Raw genomic sequence first — 16,522 nt, 5'->3', positions numbered from 1 at the left:
CATTATGGGGGTAATTAAGAAGCTTAGGTTGATAGCGATGTGGTGCTACCCTATGTCCATCAAGCTAAGATTTTAAAGTACCTCCAGAACGAAATTTTCACCTCTCTACTTGTAATGTTAATAAGGGAATTAGAAGGTAGAAGTAAATCTAAATAAAACAAAAAAGGGATAAGTAGGGAAATATAGAATCTTTATATATGTGGTGTTCTGAATTTTTAGATATTAAATAGAATGGAGGAAGAAAGATGATTCAATTTCCTAGAGAAGATGCCGAACAATTTTTTAGATCATATAGTATGGGTAAGTTTACAGTCAGTGAAGATGAAGGAAGGTTAATTTTTAGTACAAACTTAAATGGGCATTCTAATTTATGGGCGATGGATTTACCAAACTTATCCCCGTATCCGTTAACATATTGTAATCAAGCAAGTAATTTTATTAAAGTGGATTCTTTAAATAGATTTATTTTAGCTGGATTTGATAAAGATGGCGATGAAAATTATCATATTTATGCATTAAAACCAGAGGGTGGCGGATTGCTTGAATTGATTCCAGCAGGAGAGACAGAAAAGGATTATTATGTGCATTTAACAGAGGATGGGGAACGATTATACTATGTCACAAGTAAAGATAACCCAAGGTTCTTCAACTCACGTTGTTATAATATACGTACAAAAGAAGATACGCTTCTGTTAACTGGTGTGGAGACACCTACATATGTGGGGGCAGTGAGTCCGAATGAATCAAGTTACATTGTTTTAAAGTCATATAGTAATACATATAATGTAGGATATGTGAAAAAGGGAGAAGAACTCATTTGTATAGTACCTTCCAGTGAGAAAGAACATACCATAGAGTCCATTTGTTATATTGATGAAAATACAGTGATTTTTGTTACGAATTATGAAGAAGAGTTTTCTTATGTAGCTTCTTTTGATTTAAATAAACAGGAATTCAAACCAATCTGTAAAATAGAGAAGGAAGATATATCCGATATAAAATGGCATACTGAAACAAAAAATGGCTACATTGTTTCGTCGAAAGGTGTTACAGATAGGTTATATAAATTTGTATGGGATACAAAGGAATTAATTCTATTAAATTCTCCGGTAGATACGATACGTCAAATAGAAATTACCAAATCTGAAAATTTATATCTATTAGGTGAAAGTGCGACGAAAACAGCAAACATCTATTACAAGAAAAATGGAGATACAGAATGGTCAGCATTAACAAAAAACTATGTTATTGGTTTATCTGAATCTTCTTTTGTTGAACCGGATGTTATAACATATGCCTCCTTTGATGGATTAAACATAGAAGCATTATTATTCCGGGCGAAAGGAGAAGTGCAAAACGGATATACAATATTCTGGCCTCATGGTGGTCCACAAAGTGCTGAGACGAAAGATTTCGGGGCATTATTTCAATATTTATTAAGGCAGGGATATAATATTTTTGCACCAAACTTTAGAGGAAGTACAAGATATGGTTCAACATTTACAAAAATGATTGAAGGTGATTGGGGAGAAGCCCCACGCTTAGATTGTGTAGCAGGAATAGAATGGTTATTTGAACAGGGTATATCAACTCCTGATAAATTATTTGTTATGGGTGGTAGTTATGGAGGGTATATGGCCTTATTGCTCTATGGGCGTCATTCAGAGTATTTCCGTGCAGCCATTGATATTTTTGGGCCTAGCAATTTATTTAGTTTTATCGAATCTATGCCTGAAAATTGGAAACCGCTTGCAGTTAATTTAATAGGTGATATTAAGAATGATAAAGATAAGCTTATAAATGATTCACCAATTACATATTTAAATCAAATGAATAAACCACTCCTTATAATTCAGGGGGCAAATGATCCACGAGTTGTAAAGACAGAATCGGATCAAATTTTTCGAGCGCTGCAAGAAAAAGAAGTAGATGTAGAATACCTAGTACTAGACGATGAAGGACATGGATTTTCAAAAAAAGAAAATGAAATATATGTATATCGTCGTATAACAGAATTTTTAGCAAAGTATAAGTGAAATAAATGGCACCTTGGAGGGTATGGCCATCAATTTAAGAATTTTATAAGGCCCCAAAACAAAAAAATGTACATTTTTTTGTTTTGGGGTATTTGCTTTTCTTAGCTTGATGGCGATGTGGTAGGACCCTATATTTGACTCTTTTTCTACACCTAGATATTCTAGAGTTCGTTCTAACATAAGTGCAGCCTGTTGACGTGTGAGTGTGTCATATGGCGTAAACTTAGTAGCTTAAACACCTCGGATAATTCCTGTATCGTATAGGGCTTGTACATCATAATACCGGCTGCGAACGTATTTACATCAAGAAGATTAATGGAGCAAATGATGATTGCCCTGAATTAGTACGATAGCTGTTTTTGCAGAGTTTGAGCGTGATATTATTCGTTGAAATTCTCTTCTTAAAGATAATACGTAAATACAAACAAAACCAGCAAAACACCGTTCCTATGTCGTACTGGTTTTGTTGAAGCCCATCTAGAATTGTAGCTAGTTCAACGTAATTGCAAATTCTGAGTTCGGTGCCCCAGCAATTACAACCGTTCCATTCTTCGGCAGTTTTACTTTGTTATTGCCGCTCACGATGGTAAAGTTGACACATACTCCATTCTCATCATACACCGCGAACGCACCCTTCGATGGCAATGTCACGGTCATCATTTTTCCTGCTGCCGCTTGCGGGATCGTAAACCATTTCGCATGCCCATTTGCTTGCAGCGTAACTTTGGTTGATTGGCTAGCATCAAGTGGTTTTACGTTGGTTCCACTTACGTATAACAACCCGGCCATTTCCATATATTCATTGCCGCCTTCTGTATAGAAATGCGTTTCCGTCGTATCACGGCCATTCATCACGGGGATCTGGAGCTGATGCGTCGCGGTGTTCGGACCTGTAATTTTTCTGCCCTCCCAATAGCCCGCCAGGCCTTCCTTACGGGTAATTTGTGTGGTAATAAGTTTCGGTTGTACGAGATATTCAATAGAACTAAATTTCTCATTCACGAGATAGAACTTGACACCTTCCCGCTTCGCCCATACGGCAGCGGTTTTCTTTGATAGCACATTGTCTTCTAGTTTCTCGGCTAAATAGTGAGTCATCGCACTTTGCCATAATTCTGGTGTCGATTTATATGTGCTCTCCCTCAAATAAGTTCTTCCATTCTTCTCGGTGACAAAGTTGAGCTTAGAAGTTCCCTTCTCATTAATAAAGCTTCCATCCGCAGTATATACATATTTTTCTTCTCGATTAGATGGTAAGAACAGTTCTCCATTCTTCGTAATTTCAATTTTGAAATGAGTTTCGCTATTGCCATAAAAGCCCGCTTTCTTTGCCACGTCTTGAGGCATCTTGACCTTGACCGGCTTGCCAAAAGATTTGTTCGGCTTGATGTTCTTAATTGTACCCTTCTCTTTAAGCACGGCGAGCAGCAATTCTGTTACCAGCAGTTGATTTGTAGAGCTTCGTCCACCGGATGACAACACAGCCGCTGCTATTTTCTGTTCTGGTAGCACGACCAGTATAGCATGTTGCAGTGCCGTGTCGCCGCCCTTAGCCAAGCCTTTTATCCCATATTCACTGAATGGGTATAGTTTCACGCTATCCCAGCCAAGACCATAGTTAAAACTATTATCTCCATCCCCCGGCCACATTCCTTTTTTATATTCCTCTTGCTCCATCGCCTTGACTACCTTATCAGAGAGGATCCCTTTTCCCTGTCCCATAAATAATTGTGAGAATCGTACCATATCTTCTGCTGTGGAAGAGACCCCTCCCGTACCAATCACATTCACCGATTCAATTGGAAGCTGCCCTTGGTACGCCGGAAAATAAAGTCCAGCCCGCTTTTCGTCTCTCCATTTGTCCTGTGGCGTTTTTGTATGATTCATCTTTAAGGGTTCTGTAAACCGTTGATGTAGAAATTCGGTAAAGCTCATACCGCTGACTCTTTCCACCAAAATTTCGGCCAGCGTAAAGCCATCGTTGCAGTATACCGAGAACGCGCCAGGGTCTGCTTTCAGGCTCTGGTTGGACAATTGCTGCAACAAGAAATCATGGGAATAGGTATCATTATCGTTAAATAAAAATGCATTACTTAACGTGGAACCTTGCAAGCCGGAGGAGTGATTCAACAACATACGCGGGGTAATGCGTTTGTACCGCCCATCTTTCATCTTAAAATCAGGAACATAGTTGACCACAGGAGCATCCAAATCGACTTTTCCTTCGTCGACCAATTTCATTACAGCCGCTGTTGCATACATTTTACTGACTGAACCAATCCCGTATAGAGTATCTTTGGTTAGCGGCTGTTCCCCTTCGATATCGTTCTTTCCAGCCTGCCCCGACAAAGTAAGCTTGCCATTATCAATTAGCGCATACTGCACGCTAGTCGTCCCATGGGACTTCGTGAGTAGCGCAGCCTTTTCTGCTGCAATCTTCTTCAGTTCTTGGCTAGCTACTTCTGCGTTAGATACAACTGTAGTCTTACCGTCAGAAAATGCTTTCGCCCCTGTTGGTAGAATCATAGTTAGCGCTAATGTAGCGGCTAATACACCAGTTAGTTTATTTTTCATGAGGGAATTGCCTCCTTAGATAAGTAATCAATTTCATCATTTATTTGTTTAACTATGAAAATATGATAAAATTTATCCGTTCTTCCTTTTGGCCTACTTGCTAAATTCAGCAAGTAAAATATTTTTAAAAGGATCAGGACTCTCAGCATTAAGGCTGTTCAAATTGACAGCTAATGTATGCTTGCCTCCAAGTGTGCCTCCAGCAAAAGTAACAAACCCTGGAATGCTACCTCCGTGTCCCCATATTGAGACACCGTTTGGAAGCTTAGTTTCATAGATTCCAAGACCATATCTGCCAAGTGCAGCTTCTCCTGTTGGAACTGTTGTAAGCATCTGTTTTAGTTGCTGTTCTTTTAGTAATTTACCCCCAAGTAAGTAAGAGAAGAATTTGTTTAAATCATCAGCAGTAGAAATCATATCTCCAGCCGAGCCCCCCATACTGGGGTTATAATAAGTAACATCTTTTGGCTCACTTGCTCCGTCTAGTTGGATATATCCACGGGCATGCTTGGTTCCTGGAATCACGCTTGAATTGCCAGGTAAGAATGTATTCGATAATTCAAGCGGTTCAATAATTCGATTTTCAATCTCTTCCGCATAGCTGTTCCCGGTTACTGTTTCAATAAGGATCCCAAGTAATACGTATCCTGTATTTGAATAAGACCAGCTCTTTCCTGGAGCAAAATCTGGGGGCATCGAAATCCCCATCTTTACTAATTCTTCAGCCCTATACGATTTTTTAGTATCCATAAGATCAAAACTTTTTGACCTTGTGTATTCAGCGATACCACTTGTGTGGTTCAATAATTGCCGGATAGTAATCTGTTTATCATCATACCCGTTCCCTTGAATGACACCAGGCAACCATTTTTCAATAGAGTCGTCTAGATTCAAGCGGTTCTCTTCGGCTAATTGAAGTACAACTGTTGCCGTGAACGTCTTCGTCACGCTACCAATGCGAAAGCGAAAATCTGTTTTCATGGGTTTCTTGCTGCTCAGATTCGCTACCCCAGCGGCATAACTCCGTGTTTTTCCACCCTCAGAAGTTTTAGCAAGTATCCCTGGGAATCCAAGTTGCAATGTATCCCGCACTGCTTGCTTGACAGAATTACGATCTCGTTGAGTATTTGTTTGTACCGAACTAGATACACTTTGAGTAGGTTCTGCTTTTACAATTAAAGTTGGCGTTGTGTATAACAGGGAACTTCCAGCTATTAAAAGGGCAAGACTTGCACATGTAATTTGACTACGTGTTTTCATAGGGCATTTCTCTCCTCTATTCATATTGTATAGGTGGTTTCTTGCTATTTCGTATTAACCACACAGCTACCATCTCCACCAATGAAAAAAAGTCAACATTGAATTCGTAATCATCTTCATAATTATTATTTTTACAAACGCCATTCTGTCCTGGGTAACTCCCTCTTTTTCCACATATATGTTAACCACATAAATTACTTCTTTTCCTTGAAACAGTCTTGTTACTGGTCTGTTTTTCATATATAAGTCATATCTGTTCGCCTTTCACGACTCTTTATATTTTTATCATACACAATGAAAATTTCTTTTTTCTTACCCATTTCTTACAAATTACTTACTTTCAAAATCGCTTTTATAATAGGATAGAAGGAGCATCTGTACCGGAAAGTTCAGTAAATATATTAATCAAAAAGAAACACAGAGGTTTTTTACTTCTGTGTTTCTTTTTTCCATCCTTTTAAATATTAAGAGTCGATTTAGCCTTAACAGGATGAATTCTGGCTCTTTTCTAATGTAATTTTTCTTCTTGCAATACAACACAAATGACATTGTGCAACATGGAACACTCCTAACGTTGTTAAAATCACTTGTTGTTAAGTCAAAATTTATTTAACTTAGGGCGGATACTTCATATCCATTAGCTTAAGAAAAATAAACACCCTCAAAACGAAAAAATAAGCTACCTTCTCAAAGTAACTACCTGTAGAAAAAGAAAATTTTCATTTAGGAGATATATTAAAACCTTAGCTTGATAGTAATGTGGTGCTACTCCACATCCATCAACTTAAGGAGAATAAACGCCACCAAAACAAAAAAAGCCCCAAATTTTTCTTGAAAATAAGTTGGGGCTTTTGAACCAGAAAAGTATATTTTCAACTATGAAAACTATGATAAATTTTTCCTTTTTTCCTACTTGCTAAATTCAGCAAGTAAAATATTTTTAAAAGGATTAGGACTGCCAGTTCTACCCAAACTATTCCAATTGACGACCAACGTATGCTTGCCTCCAAGTTTACCTCCAACTAGAGTTGTAAACCCTAGAATGCCACCTGAGTGTCCCCATATCGAGACACCGCTTGGAAGCTTAGTTTCATAGATTCCAAGACCATATCCATCGATTCCTTCTTTTCCTGTAGGAACTGTAGTAAGCATTTGTTTTAGTTGCTGTTCTTTCAGTAATTTGCCACCGAGCAAGTAAGAGAAGAATTTGTTTAAGTCGTCAGCAGTAGAAATCATATCTCCAGCAGAGCTACCTGCACTTGGGTTATAATAAGTAACGTCTTTTAGCTCACTTGCTCCGTCTGGTTGGACATATCCACGGGCATGGTTAGTGCCTGGAATAACACTTGAGTTGCCTGGTAGGAATGTATTCGACAATTCAAGAGGTTCAATAATTCGATTTTCAACCTCTTCCGCATAGCTGTTTCCAGTTACTTTTTCAATAAGGATACCCAGTAATACGTATCCTGTGTTTGAATAAGACCAGCCCTTTCCTGGAGCAAAGTCTGGGGGCAGAGAAACCCCCATCTTCACTAACTCTTCAGCCGTATACGATTTTTTTGTATCCGTAAAATCAGCGTCTTTTGACCTTGAGTATTCAGCGATACCACTTGTATGGTTCAATATGTGCCGGATAGTAATCTTGTTACCATCATATCCATTTCCTTGAATGACACCAGGTAACCATTTTTCGATGTAGTCGTCTAGCTTCAGGCGATTCTCTCCAACTAATTGAAGTACAACTGTTGCGGTGAACGTCTTCGTCACACTCCCAATGCGAAAGCGAAAATCTGTTTTCATTGGTTTCTTGGTTCTCAGATCCGCTATTCCAGCGGCATACCCCCACGTTTTTCCACCCTCAGAAGTTTTAGCAAGTATCCCCGGGTATCCAAGGTGCAATGTATCCCGCATTGCTTGCTTGACGGAAGTATGATCTCGTTGAGTATTTGTTTGTAACGAACTAGATACATTTTGAGTGGGCTCTGCTTTTACAATTGAGGTTGGTGTTGTATATAACAGGGAACTTCCAGCTATTAAAAGGGCCAGTCTTGCACATGTAATTTGACTACGTATTTTCATATGGCATTCCTCTCCTCTATTCATATTGTATAAGTGTTTGCATACTGTTCCTTACTTCCTGACAAGACTTAGGGAAAGGCCCTCACGCATATAGATTAAAGCCCCAGTACAAAGGTATCTATTAATACCAACAATTTGAGCCAGTTAAATCTCCATCCCTTCTACAACAAAATTATTCAAAGGTATGAAAGCATATTATGTACCCTTAGTTATTGTTAGGATTAACACAACATGAGACATAACCCCAACCCATATTTTACTTTATTTATCCATAATATGTATTGAGAAAGAATGTAAATTCGAATCCTTTCCGTACCCCAACTATTGATCGTTTTTTTCACCTATTATAAACTCAACAGAAAACTATTCACTTACGCAAATATACATTAATATCATCCTTGAATTTCAAAATACTAATTATTAATAAAACAAGTAAAGTAGCTATATTAAGAACATTGAAGATATACCCAAAAAACAACACGCCTGTCAGTACATCAGATATAAATCATTCTCTGATTTTTTTGGAGACAGCATAACTTTCTCTAGTATAAATATGCTAATGCAAGAAACTAGTTTTATATATAGCAAACACGTTATAATGATTACTGAAATCTTGTTGAATATATATGTATGAAGAATGAAAAAATGGAACTCATTAAACAAGAAACAAACTTAACTCAAAAGATGCTTTTTCAGCGATACAAATAGGATTGTACCAAATCGCAAAATGTTTACAACAAGGAGAAAAAGTACAGTTACTTGGTTTTTGAGGACATCCGAAGTCCAGGAACTTGCAGAGCGTAACGGTCATAATCCAAAAACAGGAGAAGCGATGAAGATTCTCCCTTCAAAATTACCAGGTTTTAAAATCAGCTAAGAACTTAAATATATGGTAAAGTAAAAAAGTATTTCCCTACATATTAGGAAAATACTTTTTTTAAAGGAACCTCAAAACTCACACATACCCTATACAGTAAAGGAAGTTTGGTACATGCAATTTTCTATAGACGCGATTCGTAACTTCCTCATACATGATATGGAGTCCTATCGTGAAATGCTCCTACAAGAAAATGATTATGACAATATGAAATGGAGCTAAACTACATTCATCGATATGAATAATTACCTAAAGAAAACAAATATGAATCAAGAGGAAATTCAAGAGTTATTATCGGTGAGCCGTGAAGGGATCTCTTTTGGATCGGTAACAAAACGTGATATGCTCTTTATACATTCTCTTACTAGTCCAAGTCGATGTTTGGAACTAGTGGAAACCTATAAATTGATGGAACGAACAAACGAATACGTTCCCAATATGAAAGAAGAATTGCAATGGCTCAAAGATCGATGGGAAAAAGGGTTTTATATTTTTGTTAATCAATAAATATGTTGTATTTATAAAAGCGCTTACCATAGCAAATGTAGAAGAGTCAAAGAATATGAATATAGCTTAGAAAAAAGCAAATCTTCTTAAAAGGGAAGCTTGCTTTTTTCTTATTCCCCCTTTTCGAGGGGATGAGCAAAAACCACCCTTAATGAACTTTATTAATATTTTAAAACCATATTGTTTTAGTGTTTTTATCTGTGAAGAATGGAGACTGGTTTTTATTTAATATCTTCCGAGATAAAAAAGGAGACCTACTAAATAGGTCCCTTTTTTATTCTACATATAAGTTTCATTGCTTTTTGGTTTTGAAATTGTAAGGTATAAAATTGTATATGGCGTTTTCTTAACATTACTATCAATAGCTAATTCGTGGCTCTCAGGATTGCTCACTTTCTTAGCTCTATTATTCTGTTCTTTCATTTAAAATTCCAATATCCCCATAACTTCTTTCGTAAATAGTTTAAAATCAGTTAAATGTTTTTCAATAATTTGACGAACAATATCTAAATTTACACTTTGATAATCATGAACAGCAATATTTCGAAATCCCACCATCGCCTTTAACTTATTTGCTAGCTCTGCGCTAAGTAATCCTGCTGTAACCAATAAATCAAAAGCCTCTCGACTAGATTGGGGTAGTCCTAATTTTTTCCCAGCAACAATATGCATTGCTAAATCAATACTCGCTTCACAAGCTCTTTGTATATTCAATATTATTGAATCTTGCTTTGTGTAATCCTCCAAATTTTTAGGTTCATTTCCATATACATCTTGGATTCTTTTTATACAGCGCTCTATTGTAGAAATTTTATTTAAAATAACCTCATTCTTCATATATAGAACCTCTTTTCTTTATATCATCGAACACTATCTTGCGTTCCTCATTCAATTTTGTATACATTTTTAAAGTTTTCATTTCAAAAATGATTTTCCGTTCTTCATCAGAACAAAATATTGTCTTTCCTGTATGTATAATCTGAGCTTGAAAAACTGTAGAAGCTTCGGATAAATCAACTAAATCAACATCTCTATGAACAATGTTAGCTAACTCCTGTGCTAATAAAAAACGTTCATAATTCCCTAATTTTATGTCACTTAAATAAGCTATATCAATATCACTATCTTCCCGTTCTCTGTTCTCTGCTGTGGATCCAAATACAATTATCCAATAGGGATTCACAGTCTCTTGTAATTTTTCTATAATAGCTGTAATCATGCTTTGAAAAATCATTTAATTTATCCCCCCTTATTATATTTGAATTTTATTATATCATAACCATTACCCAATCTTTTAAGCTGCACTACTACATAATTAAATTAAACCTTCTTGACGCTTAAAGCATTTTAAAATTATAGATTTTTTTGCTAGGAGCATCCCCTTTCAGGACTTAGTCCGCTTTTAGTGATAGGATTAAGACCTAATGCTGTAAACAGAAAATTCAAAGTTCTTGTAGGTATAAATCTTATATCATTATTTAAAATGCTATAACTACACAGATTTATAAACCTTTATATTTTCCTCATTTAAATACACCAGAAAGGTGTTAGAATCATATCCTCAATTGTATATAGAAATATAGTATGTCATAATGTTATTTCATTTTTGAAGTTTTCTTTACAAAATTCTTAATTTCTTTTAATGTTTTTCCACTAATATTATCTTTGATGGTTGAATCTATTTCATTTTCAATATAAAAAGTTTTCTCATTAACCTTTACCTCAAATTTATATTTATATTTATTTTTATCCCAATCTATTAAATTGCTTTTTAGTTGTGCAATATCCCTTAAATCAAACTGAATCATAAAAGGTTCTAAAGCTGGATAAAAATGTCCAAGTTTACTATTCTCTTTTAAAAAAACTATATATGTGTCACCAGATTTAGGTTTTATATACAATGGATCTTTGTTTTTCACTTTTTTTGTAAACACTTTCGTAGCACCTTTCAGAATTATTCCATTGTCATCAATAACTTCATTACTTTCCTCTAATACGAGGCTTTCTGAGTATCTATGATTTATTAAAATTTTATTCTCTACAGAGTCCCCTTTTAAAATTTCTTTAACATGAAAATTAAACAGATGGCCTTCGACATCTTCATCTTGAATCTCATATGATGAATTGTTTGCCATATTCCATTTAGAGTGTAAACCGTCATATTTACCTAGTACAATTACATCTGCTTCTTCTACCATTTCACTTAAATGATTTGTAGTTTTGAATGTCTTACTTAATACTATAGTTTCAGAATTCGATGAAACATTAGACACTTCTGCTATGTCTGTATTTGACCAAATTGTTTTACCAATAATAATTAAAAAAGTAAATATTAATAAACATAGACTCCATTTTATTACTTTATGTTTATACATTATAATAACGTCTCCTTAAAAGATATTTTATACCATTTTCTCAATATAAATATTCCGAATTTTTAAAAAATATTAATTCAAAACAAGATAATGATGCTATAATTCTCTTGTTAAAAATAATCTTTGGAGGGATAATATGAATTTTAGAAAAGGGATTACTGCATTTTTATTAGGTAGTGTGCTTGTCTTTTCCAGCGTTGGAGTTTCAGAAGCTTATGTAAAAGAAGGATGGAAGCTACCTTCAAAATCAGCGACATATAAGTGGGGAGACAGATTAGACGATGGCTCCAGTATCATTAAATCCGGTTGGCAAGCTGCAGATTCAGCCTGGTACACTGCTTCTCGTATTAACTTTACAGTCTCTTCTTCTTCTGTGAACAAATTAAACTCTTGGTTTGAAAGTTCCTCTACTTATTACGGAAGAATGAACACAACTTATAATACATCCACTAAAAAAGTAACGAAATTCGCTGGTGATATTAATGCAGGGAATACAAATATTACAAAATCTAATGTTGCTAAAAGTACAGGAGTACATGAGTTTGGTCATGCAATAGGAATAGGTCACAACAGTGGCACTTCAATTATGAACAGCAATCGTAATCGTACTACTATGCATGTCCCTCAAACTGACGATAAAAATGGTGTGAATGCAATCTATTAACAGAAAAAGGAGATGATTTCTTAATGTTAAATAAAAAAGCAAAAAATTTAGTAATTGCAATTCCCTTAGCTGCAGTGATTGGTTTCGGAGGATATTCAGCATATAATAGTCACTTCTCCAATGTTGCTGGCGAAGATAAGAATGCTGAAACTGTCATTCTCAGTAAAGATTTCCCTGCTACAAGTGATTTAAATCAAATGATTAATGAAGCCGATCTAGTTGTAATTGGTGAATATGGAGGTCTTGACTCTAAGTGGAATATGGCACGTAATCCACGTAATCCATCGGAAGAGGACAAAGAAAACTATGTTGAAGGACATCTATATAATTTCAATATTTCCGAAACAATTAAAGGTGTGAATGAAAATAAACAAATAAAAATCAATCATCGTTTTGCTGAAACAGTTAAGCTTGAAGATTCTAATGCAGTTGTTGCACCAGATGGCACAGTTACAAAAAAGGCTACTAAGATAAATACTAAAGAGGTTCAAAATAAGGATCCTTTATATATCGAACCTAAAGTTAATAAAAAATATATGATGTTTTTGAAGAAGGATCAATTATTTGGAAACTACTATGGAGCAATTGAACCATTCGCAATTACTTTTGATGAAAATAACAAAGCTGACCTTCAAACAAACATAGAAACTATTAATGAAAGTAAGATGTCTTCCAAGGCACAAATTGCAGGAAAAACAATTGTATTGAAAAATGAAATACATGAAACTATTACTGACAATATTAGCGGTAAGACCCTTAATGAATTAAAAGATCAAGTAAAACAAAATGTTAAGTAATAACCATGACTTATAATAATTTGTCCTAATTCATAAGATAGTTAAAATTAATTTATAAAAGTTGTCACAAATTAAATACAAATTACCTTGAACGGTTCTGTTGCGAAGTTTTTTAATAGATAGAAAGTTAGGGTGAGTACAGCTGAATCTTATGCAATTGCGAGTAATTGCTGTAATTCATTGTACGTTGAAAAAACGAAGTTTGGCTGCAAACTTCGTTTTCGTTTATATATAGCATGAATCGTTTCGATTCCTTTCAAGGTGCGCGAAGCATAGCGAAGACTTTGAAATCCTGCAGATTTGGCAAAGCGGCGTTTTACATGTCTATGGTCCTGTTCTATAAGATTATTCAAATGCTTGATTGTACAATGAGTTGTATGTTTATAAAAGCCTTGTTCCTTTAATTTTTTGAATGCACAAAGTAATGCCGGCGCTTTGTCTGTTGTTAGAACCGTTGGTTCTCCAAACTTTTTCACTAACCTTTTCATAAAGGCATATGCAGCCTGATGATCCCGTTTTTTACGAAGTTGAATATCCAATGTGTACCCTTCTTTATCAATTGCACGATACAGGTAACGCCATTCTCCTTTGACTTTTATATAGGTCCCATCCAATTTCCAAGATAGTTGTACTCTTTTATTTTTCTTCTTCCAAATTTGATAAATCAGGTGGCCATATTCATGAACCCAGCGCATAATAGTTGTTGGATGAACTGAAATACCACGTTCTTTCAAAATTTCAGAGACATCACGATAGCTTAAAGAAAAACGACAATAGTAGCCAACGGCTACCAAAATAATATCTTGTTTAAATTGCTTTCCTTTAAAATATCCCACTTATGATTCTCCTCAATCTGTTTTGCAAAAGTTTAGCTTAGTTTTAAAAACTTTGCAACAGAACCCTTCAAAGAATGCTAGCTTGGTACACGCTCTTGAGCTGTACGACAATAGAGAACCTAACAAGATGACTATGAACAAGATCGCTGAGGTCACACAAATAAGCAGAGCTACATTGTACAGAGCAATTAAAGAACGTGAGGAGACAGCTAACTAGTCGGCTACTCCTTTTTTGTTTGCTGAGGAAAGAGGCTATATAGATATGAGTCTGTATGATTATTGCTGAAAAGTGAGTCCATCGAGGTGGGGTTTTGCTAGTTAGTAGGATTCTTTAACAGTCCTACCTCTGTAGTTGTAACCAATCGAGTAAAACTTTATCGTTCCCCCTGAGCTGGATGCCTCACTTCTTTTTAGGTACATCGCTCCACAGGAAGAACCAACTCCCTATAGTTACAACTAACAAGGCGACCGAGCCAGCAAATCACTTGTTCATTACTATCTCCATAATATCCATTATTTTCCTACCTCCCAATTGCTACTTTATAAGTTGTTCTCTTGTAGGTACCCACATGAGACACCCTAAATCGTATATTCGTTCCAGTTAATTTATTTTCAACATATAGAGTTTGGTATTTCTTATTAAAGTTAGCTACAAAGTTCATTGCATCAGCACCTATGAGAACGACTCTATCGTCACCGATATAAAACTCAATAGCAGCCTGATCTAGATTATCGTGCCCGTTAACCCACTTCTTAAACCACTTAAACATTTTATATTCCTCCTCTTAGTTTTCATAAATAGTTATTCTATTTATTCCCAAGTTTTCCCTATTAATACCACCTGATGTTGTCAACTATCGTTTCCACCTGGAGTGGCACAGGCACGACTGCTTCACCTGAGAACGTTAACTCAAAAGTTAAAACTGTGGAGGTCGTAGCAAAACGTACTTGATCAATGAATATAACTCCTTTAGTATTTTCCGTAAGAAACTCTAACTGAAGTGGTTCTCTATGAGGATAATAACTTGAGAGCCTTGATACATATAAGTTTTACTGATCCCAAATCTCTACAGTCCACTGGGAAGTTCCCTTGACAGGGTAGAGATCATGAGCCCGAGCCACCGGAGTCATACAACTACTTTTAAAACAGTTTATAACTTATAAAAATCTGTCTCATTATTTCTTATTTCAGACCTTAATTTTTAAACTTCAAACATAAAACTCCTACGGTTGGAAGATCCGCCGGGGCCCACTTTAACTCCAATAAATTATTAAAATGAACCCATATCAACTCGGCATGCTCAAGCGCTTTAGGTATACCGGACTCTATGTATGCCTTATAAGTAGCAAGATGAACTATAATATTCTCATACTCATGATCCACTTCTTCTATTTTTTCACCAACAGTAATTAAACATCCTAGTTCTTCTTTGATCTCACGTATCAATGCATCTTGCGGCATTTCCCCTTCATTAATTTTTCCACCTGGAAATTCCCAATAGTTCGGTAATGACATTGCAGGAGAACGTAATGCACATAGTATTTCATTCTTCTCATTAAAAATGACCGCTCCAACAACCGATACTTTTTTCTTCATGAATCGTCACTTCTTTCACATCTTATTTAGTACATATACTCTCTATATCTCGTCTTCTTACTTATATCGCGCCAGCTTTTTCTCTAATTTTGCAACATCTTCATGTAGATTTAAAATATGCAGCTTCCGATGACAATTCGCACATATTCCAACAGTGTTATAAAATGTGATTAAAAACCTGTATTTTATATGATAGATTATAAAAATACACAGTATGAAATTAACCAATGATAATTCAAATAAAAAATTCCCCGGATCATTAAACAGATACGGGGAATTTTTTTATCGATGATTCTCTATATTTCCATACGTTTCATATAACTTATACTGTACCATCTCCCTGTTAACAAAATAATGTCAGGCTTATAATGCTTCCACTTAAACAAATGTTTTATTTCCATACCGATCACAAACCTTTGTAGAGTAATAGTATGTCTAAGTTTGATAGATTTTTTGCACCTGAACCATTTTTCTTATATTTTTTTAATAACCCTATTAAGTTTTTTGTAAAATTCACCTTTTGTTTTTCCATGATTAAACTGATTCGGATTAATATTAGCTTTTTGAGAGAGTGCTACAATCTCTTCTTTTGTAATTGAATCTTTAGTATTTATAGACGCTATATTTGTATATTTTCCATCTTCTGTTTTGGGGATTTCTAAAATCCCTTTATTTACAAGATCTACTACAGCCTTATGCTCTGCAGAATGTGTATCTACACCAGTAATTTTCCAATTATGCATAACTTTTGGCGTGTATACACCATTCTTTACCTCTTTTAAATATGTAATAGAAAGGTTACGGATGGTTCCACCTGTTTCTCCAAATGCATTCTCTTGTTTGGATGACCAAATTTGTTCAAACTTACGCCCCTCTAAAGCTCCACCTTTTGCCTGAAGAGCCTCCATTCTATATGCATT

General features: G+C 35.4%; 13 protein-coding genes and 2 pseudogenes. 5 read left to right on the top strand and 10 right to left on the bottom strand.

Annotated elements, in window-relative coordinates; translation table 11 throughout:
• Positions 1 to 245: 245 nt before the first annotated feature.
• The gene (locus tag JDS82_RS27485; RefSeq protein ID WP_199714249.1) at positions 246 to 2,036 is read left to right on the top strand and encodes a S9 family peptidase; all 1,791 of its coding nucleotides are present in this window, start codon (positions 246 to 248) and stop codon (positions 2,034 to 2,036) included.
• A 489-nt stretch (positions 2,037 to 2,525) separates the two neighbouring features.
• Here JDS82_RS27485 and JDS82_RS27480 read toward each other — a convergent pair whose 3' ends face one another.
• From JDS82_RS27480 to JDS82_RS27470, 3 genes are all read right to left on the bottom strand, one after another.
• Positions 2,526 to 4,610 (bottom strand): serine hydrolase domain-containing protein, encoded by a 2,085-nt coding sequence (locus JDS82_RS27480; protein ID WP_199714248.1) that lies wholly within the window; start codon positions 4,608 to 4,610, stop codon positions 2,526 to 2,528.
• A gap of 93 nt (positions 4,611 to 4,703) precedes the next feature.
• Positions 4,704 to 5,870 (bottom strand): serine hydrolase domain-containing protein, encoded by a 1,167-nt coding sequence (locus tag JDS82_RS27475; RefSeq protein ID WP_199714247.1) that lies wholly within the window; start codon positions 5,868 to 5,870, stop codon positions 4,704 to 4,706.
• A gap of 909 nt (positions 5,871 to 6,779) precedes the next feature.
• On the bottom strand, positions 6,780 to 7,949 hold the full coding sequence (locus JDS82_RS27470) for a serine hydrolase domain-containing protein (RefSeq protein WP_199714246.1): 1,170 nt from the start codon (positions 7,947 to 7,949) through the stop codon (positions 6,780 to 6,782).
• A 727-nt stretch (positions 7,950 to 8,676) separates the two neighbouring features.
• On the opposite strand from JDS82_RS27470, the gene JDS82_RS27465 reads away from it, so the two are divergent.
• Together JDS82_RS27465 and JDS82_RS27460 are read left to right on the top strand one after the other, a co-directional pair.
• Positions 8,677 to 8,826, top strand: coding sequence for an HU family DNA-binding protein (locus JDS82_RS27465; protein WP_002060360.1), 150 nt, complete (start codon positions 8,677 to 8,679; stop codon positions 8,824 to 8,826).
• A 114-nt stretch (positions 8,827 to 8,940) separates the two neighbouring features.
• Positions 8,941 to 9,333: pseudogene (locus JDS82_RS27460) on the top strand (hypothetical protein).
• 423 nt (positions 9,334 to 9,756) lie between these two features.
• Here JDS82_RS27460 and hepT read toward each other — a convergent pair.
• The 3 genes from hepT to JDS82_RS27445 all read right to left on the bottom strand — a co-directional run bounded on the left by hepT (position 9,757) and on the right by JDS82_RS27445 (position 11,708).
• A complete protein-coding gene (gene hepT / locus JDS82_RS27455) occupies positions 9,757 to 10,170 on the bottom strand; it encodes a type VII toxin-antitoxin system HepT family RNase toxin (protein WP_098323516.1) in 414 nt (137 codons plus the stop codon).
• Positions 10,160 to 10,567 carry a type VII toxin-antitoxin system MntA family adenylyltransferase antitoxin gene (gene mntA, locus JDS82_RS27450; protein WP_199714245.1) on the bottom strand — a complete coding sequence of 136 codons (408 nt, stop codon included), beginning with the start codon at positions 10,565 to 10,567 and terminating at the stop codon, positions 10,160 to 10,162. The genes hepT and mntA overlap by 11 nt, the downstream gene beginning before the upstream one ends.
• Before the next feature lie 361 nt (positions 10,568 to 10,928).
• Positions 10,929 to 11,708, bottom strand: coding sequence for a hypothetical protein (locus tag JDS82_RS27445; RefSeq protein ID WP_199714244.1), 780 nt, complete (start codon positions 11,706 to 11,708; stop codon positions 10,929 to 10,931).
• Positions 11,709 to 11,844: 136 nt separating this feature from the next.
• Between JDS82_RS27445 and JDS82_RS27440 the strand changes: the two genes are divergently transcribed.
• Entirely contained in the window at positions 11,845 to 12,372 is a 528-nt protein-coding gene (locus tag JDS82_RS27440) for a matrixin family metalloprotease (RefSeq protein ID WP_001011320.1), read from the top strand.
• 23 nt (positions 12,373 to 12,395) lie between these two features.
• Positions 12,396 to 13,169 carry a cardiolipin synthase gene (locus tag JDS82_RS27435; RefSeq protein ID WP_199714243.1) on the top strand — a complete coding sequence of 258 codons (774 nt, stop codon included), beginning with the start codon at positions 12,396 to 12,398 and terminating at the stop codon, positions 13,167 to 13,169.
• A 149-nt stretch (positions 13,170 to 13,318) separates the two neighbouring features.
• On the opposite strand, the gene JDS82_RS27430 is transcribed toward JDS82_RS27435, so the two are convergent.
• The 4 genes and pseudogenes from JDS82_RS27430 to JDS82_RS27415 form a co-directional block, all read right to left on the bottom strand.
• Positions 13,319 to 14,005, bottom strand: coding sequence for an IS6 family transposase (locus JDS82_RS27430; RefSeq protein ID WP_098323520.1), 687 nt, complete (start codon positions 14,003 to 14,005; stop codon positions 13,319 to 13,321).
• Between the two features lie 521 nt (positions 14,006 to 14,526).
• Positions 14,527 to 14,775 (bottom strand): hypothetical protein, encoded by a 249-nt coding sequence (locus tag JDS82_RS27425; RefSeq protein WP_000477563.1) that lies wholly within the window; start codon positions 14,773 to 14,775, stop codon positions 14,527 to 14,529.
• Positions 14,776 to 15,200: 425 nt separating this feature from the next.
• Complete coding sequence (locus JDS82_RS27420) at positions 15,201 to 15,602, bottom strand: (deoxy)nucleoside triphosphate pyrophosphohydrolase (protein WP_098323691.1); 402 nt, start codon at positions 15,600 to 15,602, stop codon at positions 15,201 to 15,203.
• A 473-nt stretch (positions 15,603 to 16,075) separates the two neighbouring features.
• Positions 16,076 to 16,522, bottom strand: a pseudogene (locus tag JDS82_RS27415) (bifunctional metallophosphatase/5'-nucleotidase); the annotation flags it as partial.

The sequence above is a fragment of the Bacillus cereus group sp. N14 genome, from assembly GCF_016483555.1.
Classification (GTDB): domain Bacteria; phylum Bacillota; class Bacilli; order Bacillales; family Bacillaceae_G; genus Bacillus_A; species Bacillus_A wiedmannii.
Note: the sequence above shows the minus strand (reverse complement) of the source record. Positions and strands in the feature narration are given on the sequence as shown.

Excerpts from the sequence above, each read along its gene's own strand:
- mntA (WP_199714245.1), bottom strand. The coding sequence starts at position 10,567 with ATGATTTTTCAAAGCATGATTACAGCTATTATAGAAAAATTACAAGAG.
- JDS82_RS27475 (WP_199714247.1), bottom strand. The coding sequence starts at position 5,870 with ATGAAAACACGTAGTCAAATTACATGTGCAAGTCTTGCCCTTTTAATA.
- JDS82_RS27445 (WP_199714244.1), bottom strand. The coding sequence starts at position 11,708 with ATGTATAAACATAAAGTAATAAAATGGAGTCTATGTTTATTAATATTT.
- JDS82_RS27470 (WP_199714246.1), bottom strand. The coding sequence starts at position 7,949 with ATGAAAATACGTAGTCAAATTACATGTGCAAGACTGGCCCTTTTAATA.
- JDS82_RS27435 (WP_199714243.1), top strand. The coding sequence starts at position 12,396 with ATGTTAAATAAAAAAGCAAAAAATTTAGTAATTGCAATTCCCTTAGCT.
- JDS82_RS27480 (WP_199714248.1), bottom strand. The coding sequence starts at position 4,610 with ATGAAAAATAAACTAACTGGTGTATTAGCCGCTACATTAGCGCTAACT.
- JDS82_RS27440 (WP_001011320.1), top strand. The coding sequence starts at position 11,845 with ATGAATTTTAGAAAAGGGATTACTGCATTTTTATTAGGTAGTGTGCTT.
- JDS82_RS27425 (WP_000477563.1), bottom strand. The coding sequence starts at position 14,775 with ATGTTTAAGTGGTTTAAGAAGTGGGTTAACGGGCACGATAATCTAGAT.
- hepT (WP_098323516.1), bottom strand. The coding sequence starts at position 10,170 with ATGAAGAATGAGGTTATTTTAAATAAAATTTCTACAATAGAGCGCTGT.
- JDS82_RS27465 (WP_002060360.1), top strand. The coding sequence starts at position 8,677 with ATGTTTACAACAAGGAGAAAAAGTACAGTTACTTGGTTTTTGAGGACA.
- JDS82_RS27420 (WP_098323691.1), bottom strand. The coding sequence starts at position 15,602 with ATGAAGAAAAAAGTATCGGTTGTTGGAGCGGTCATTTTTAATGAGAAG.
- JDS82_RS27485 (WP_199714249.1), top strand. The coding sequence starts at position 246 with ATGATTCAATTTCCTAGAGAAGATGCCGAACAATTTTTTAGATCATAT.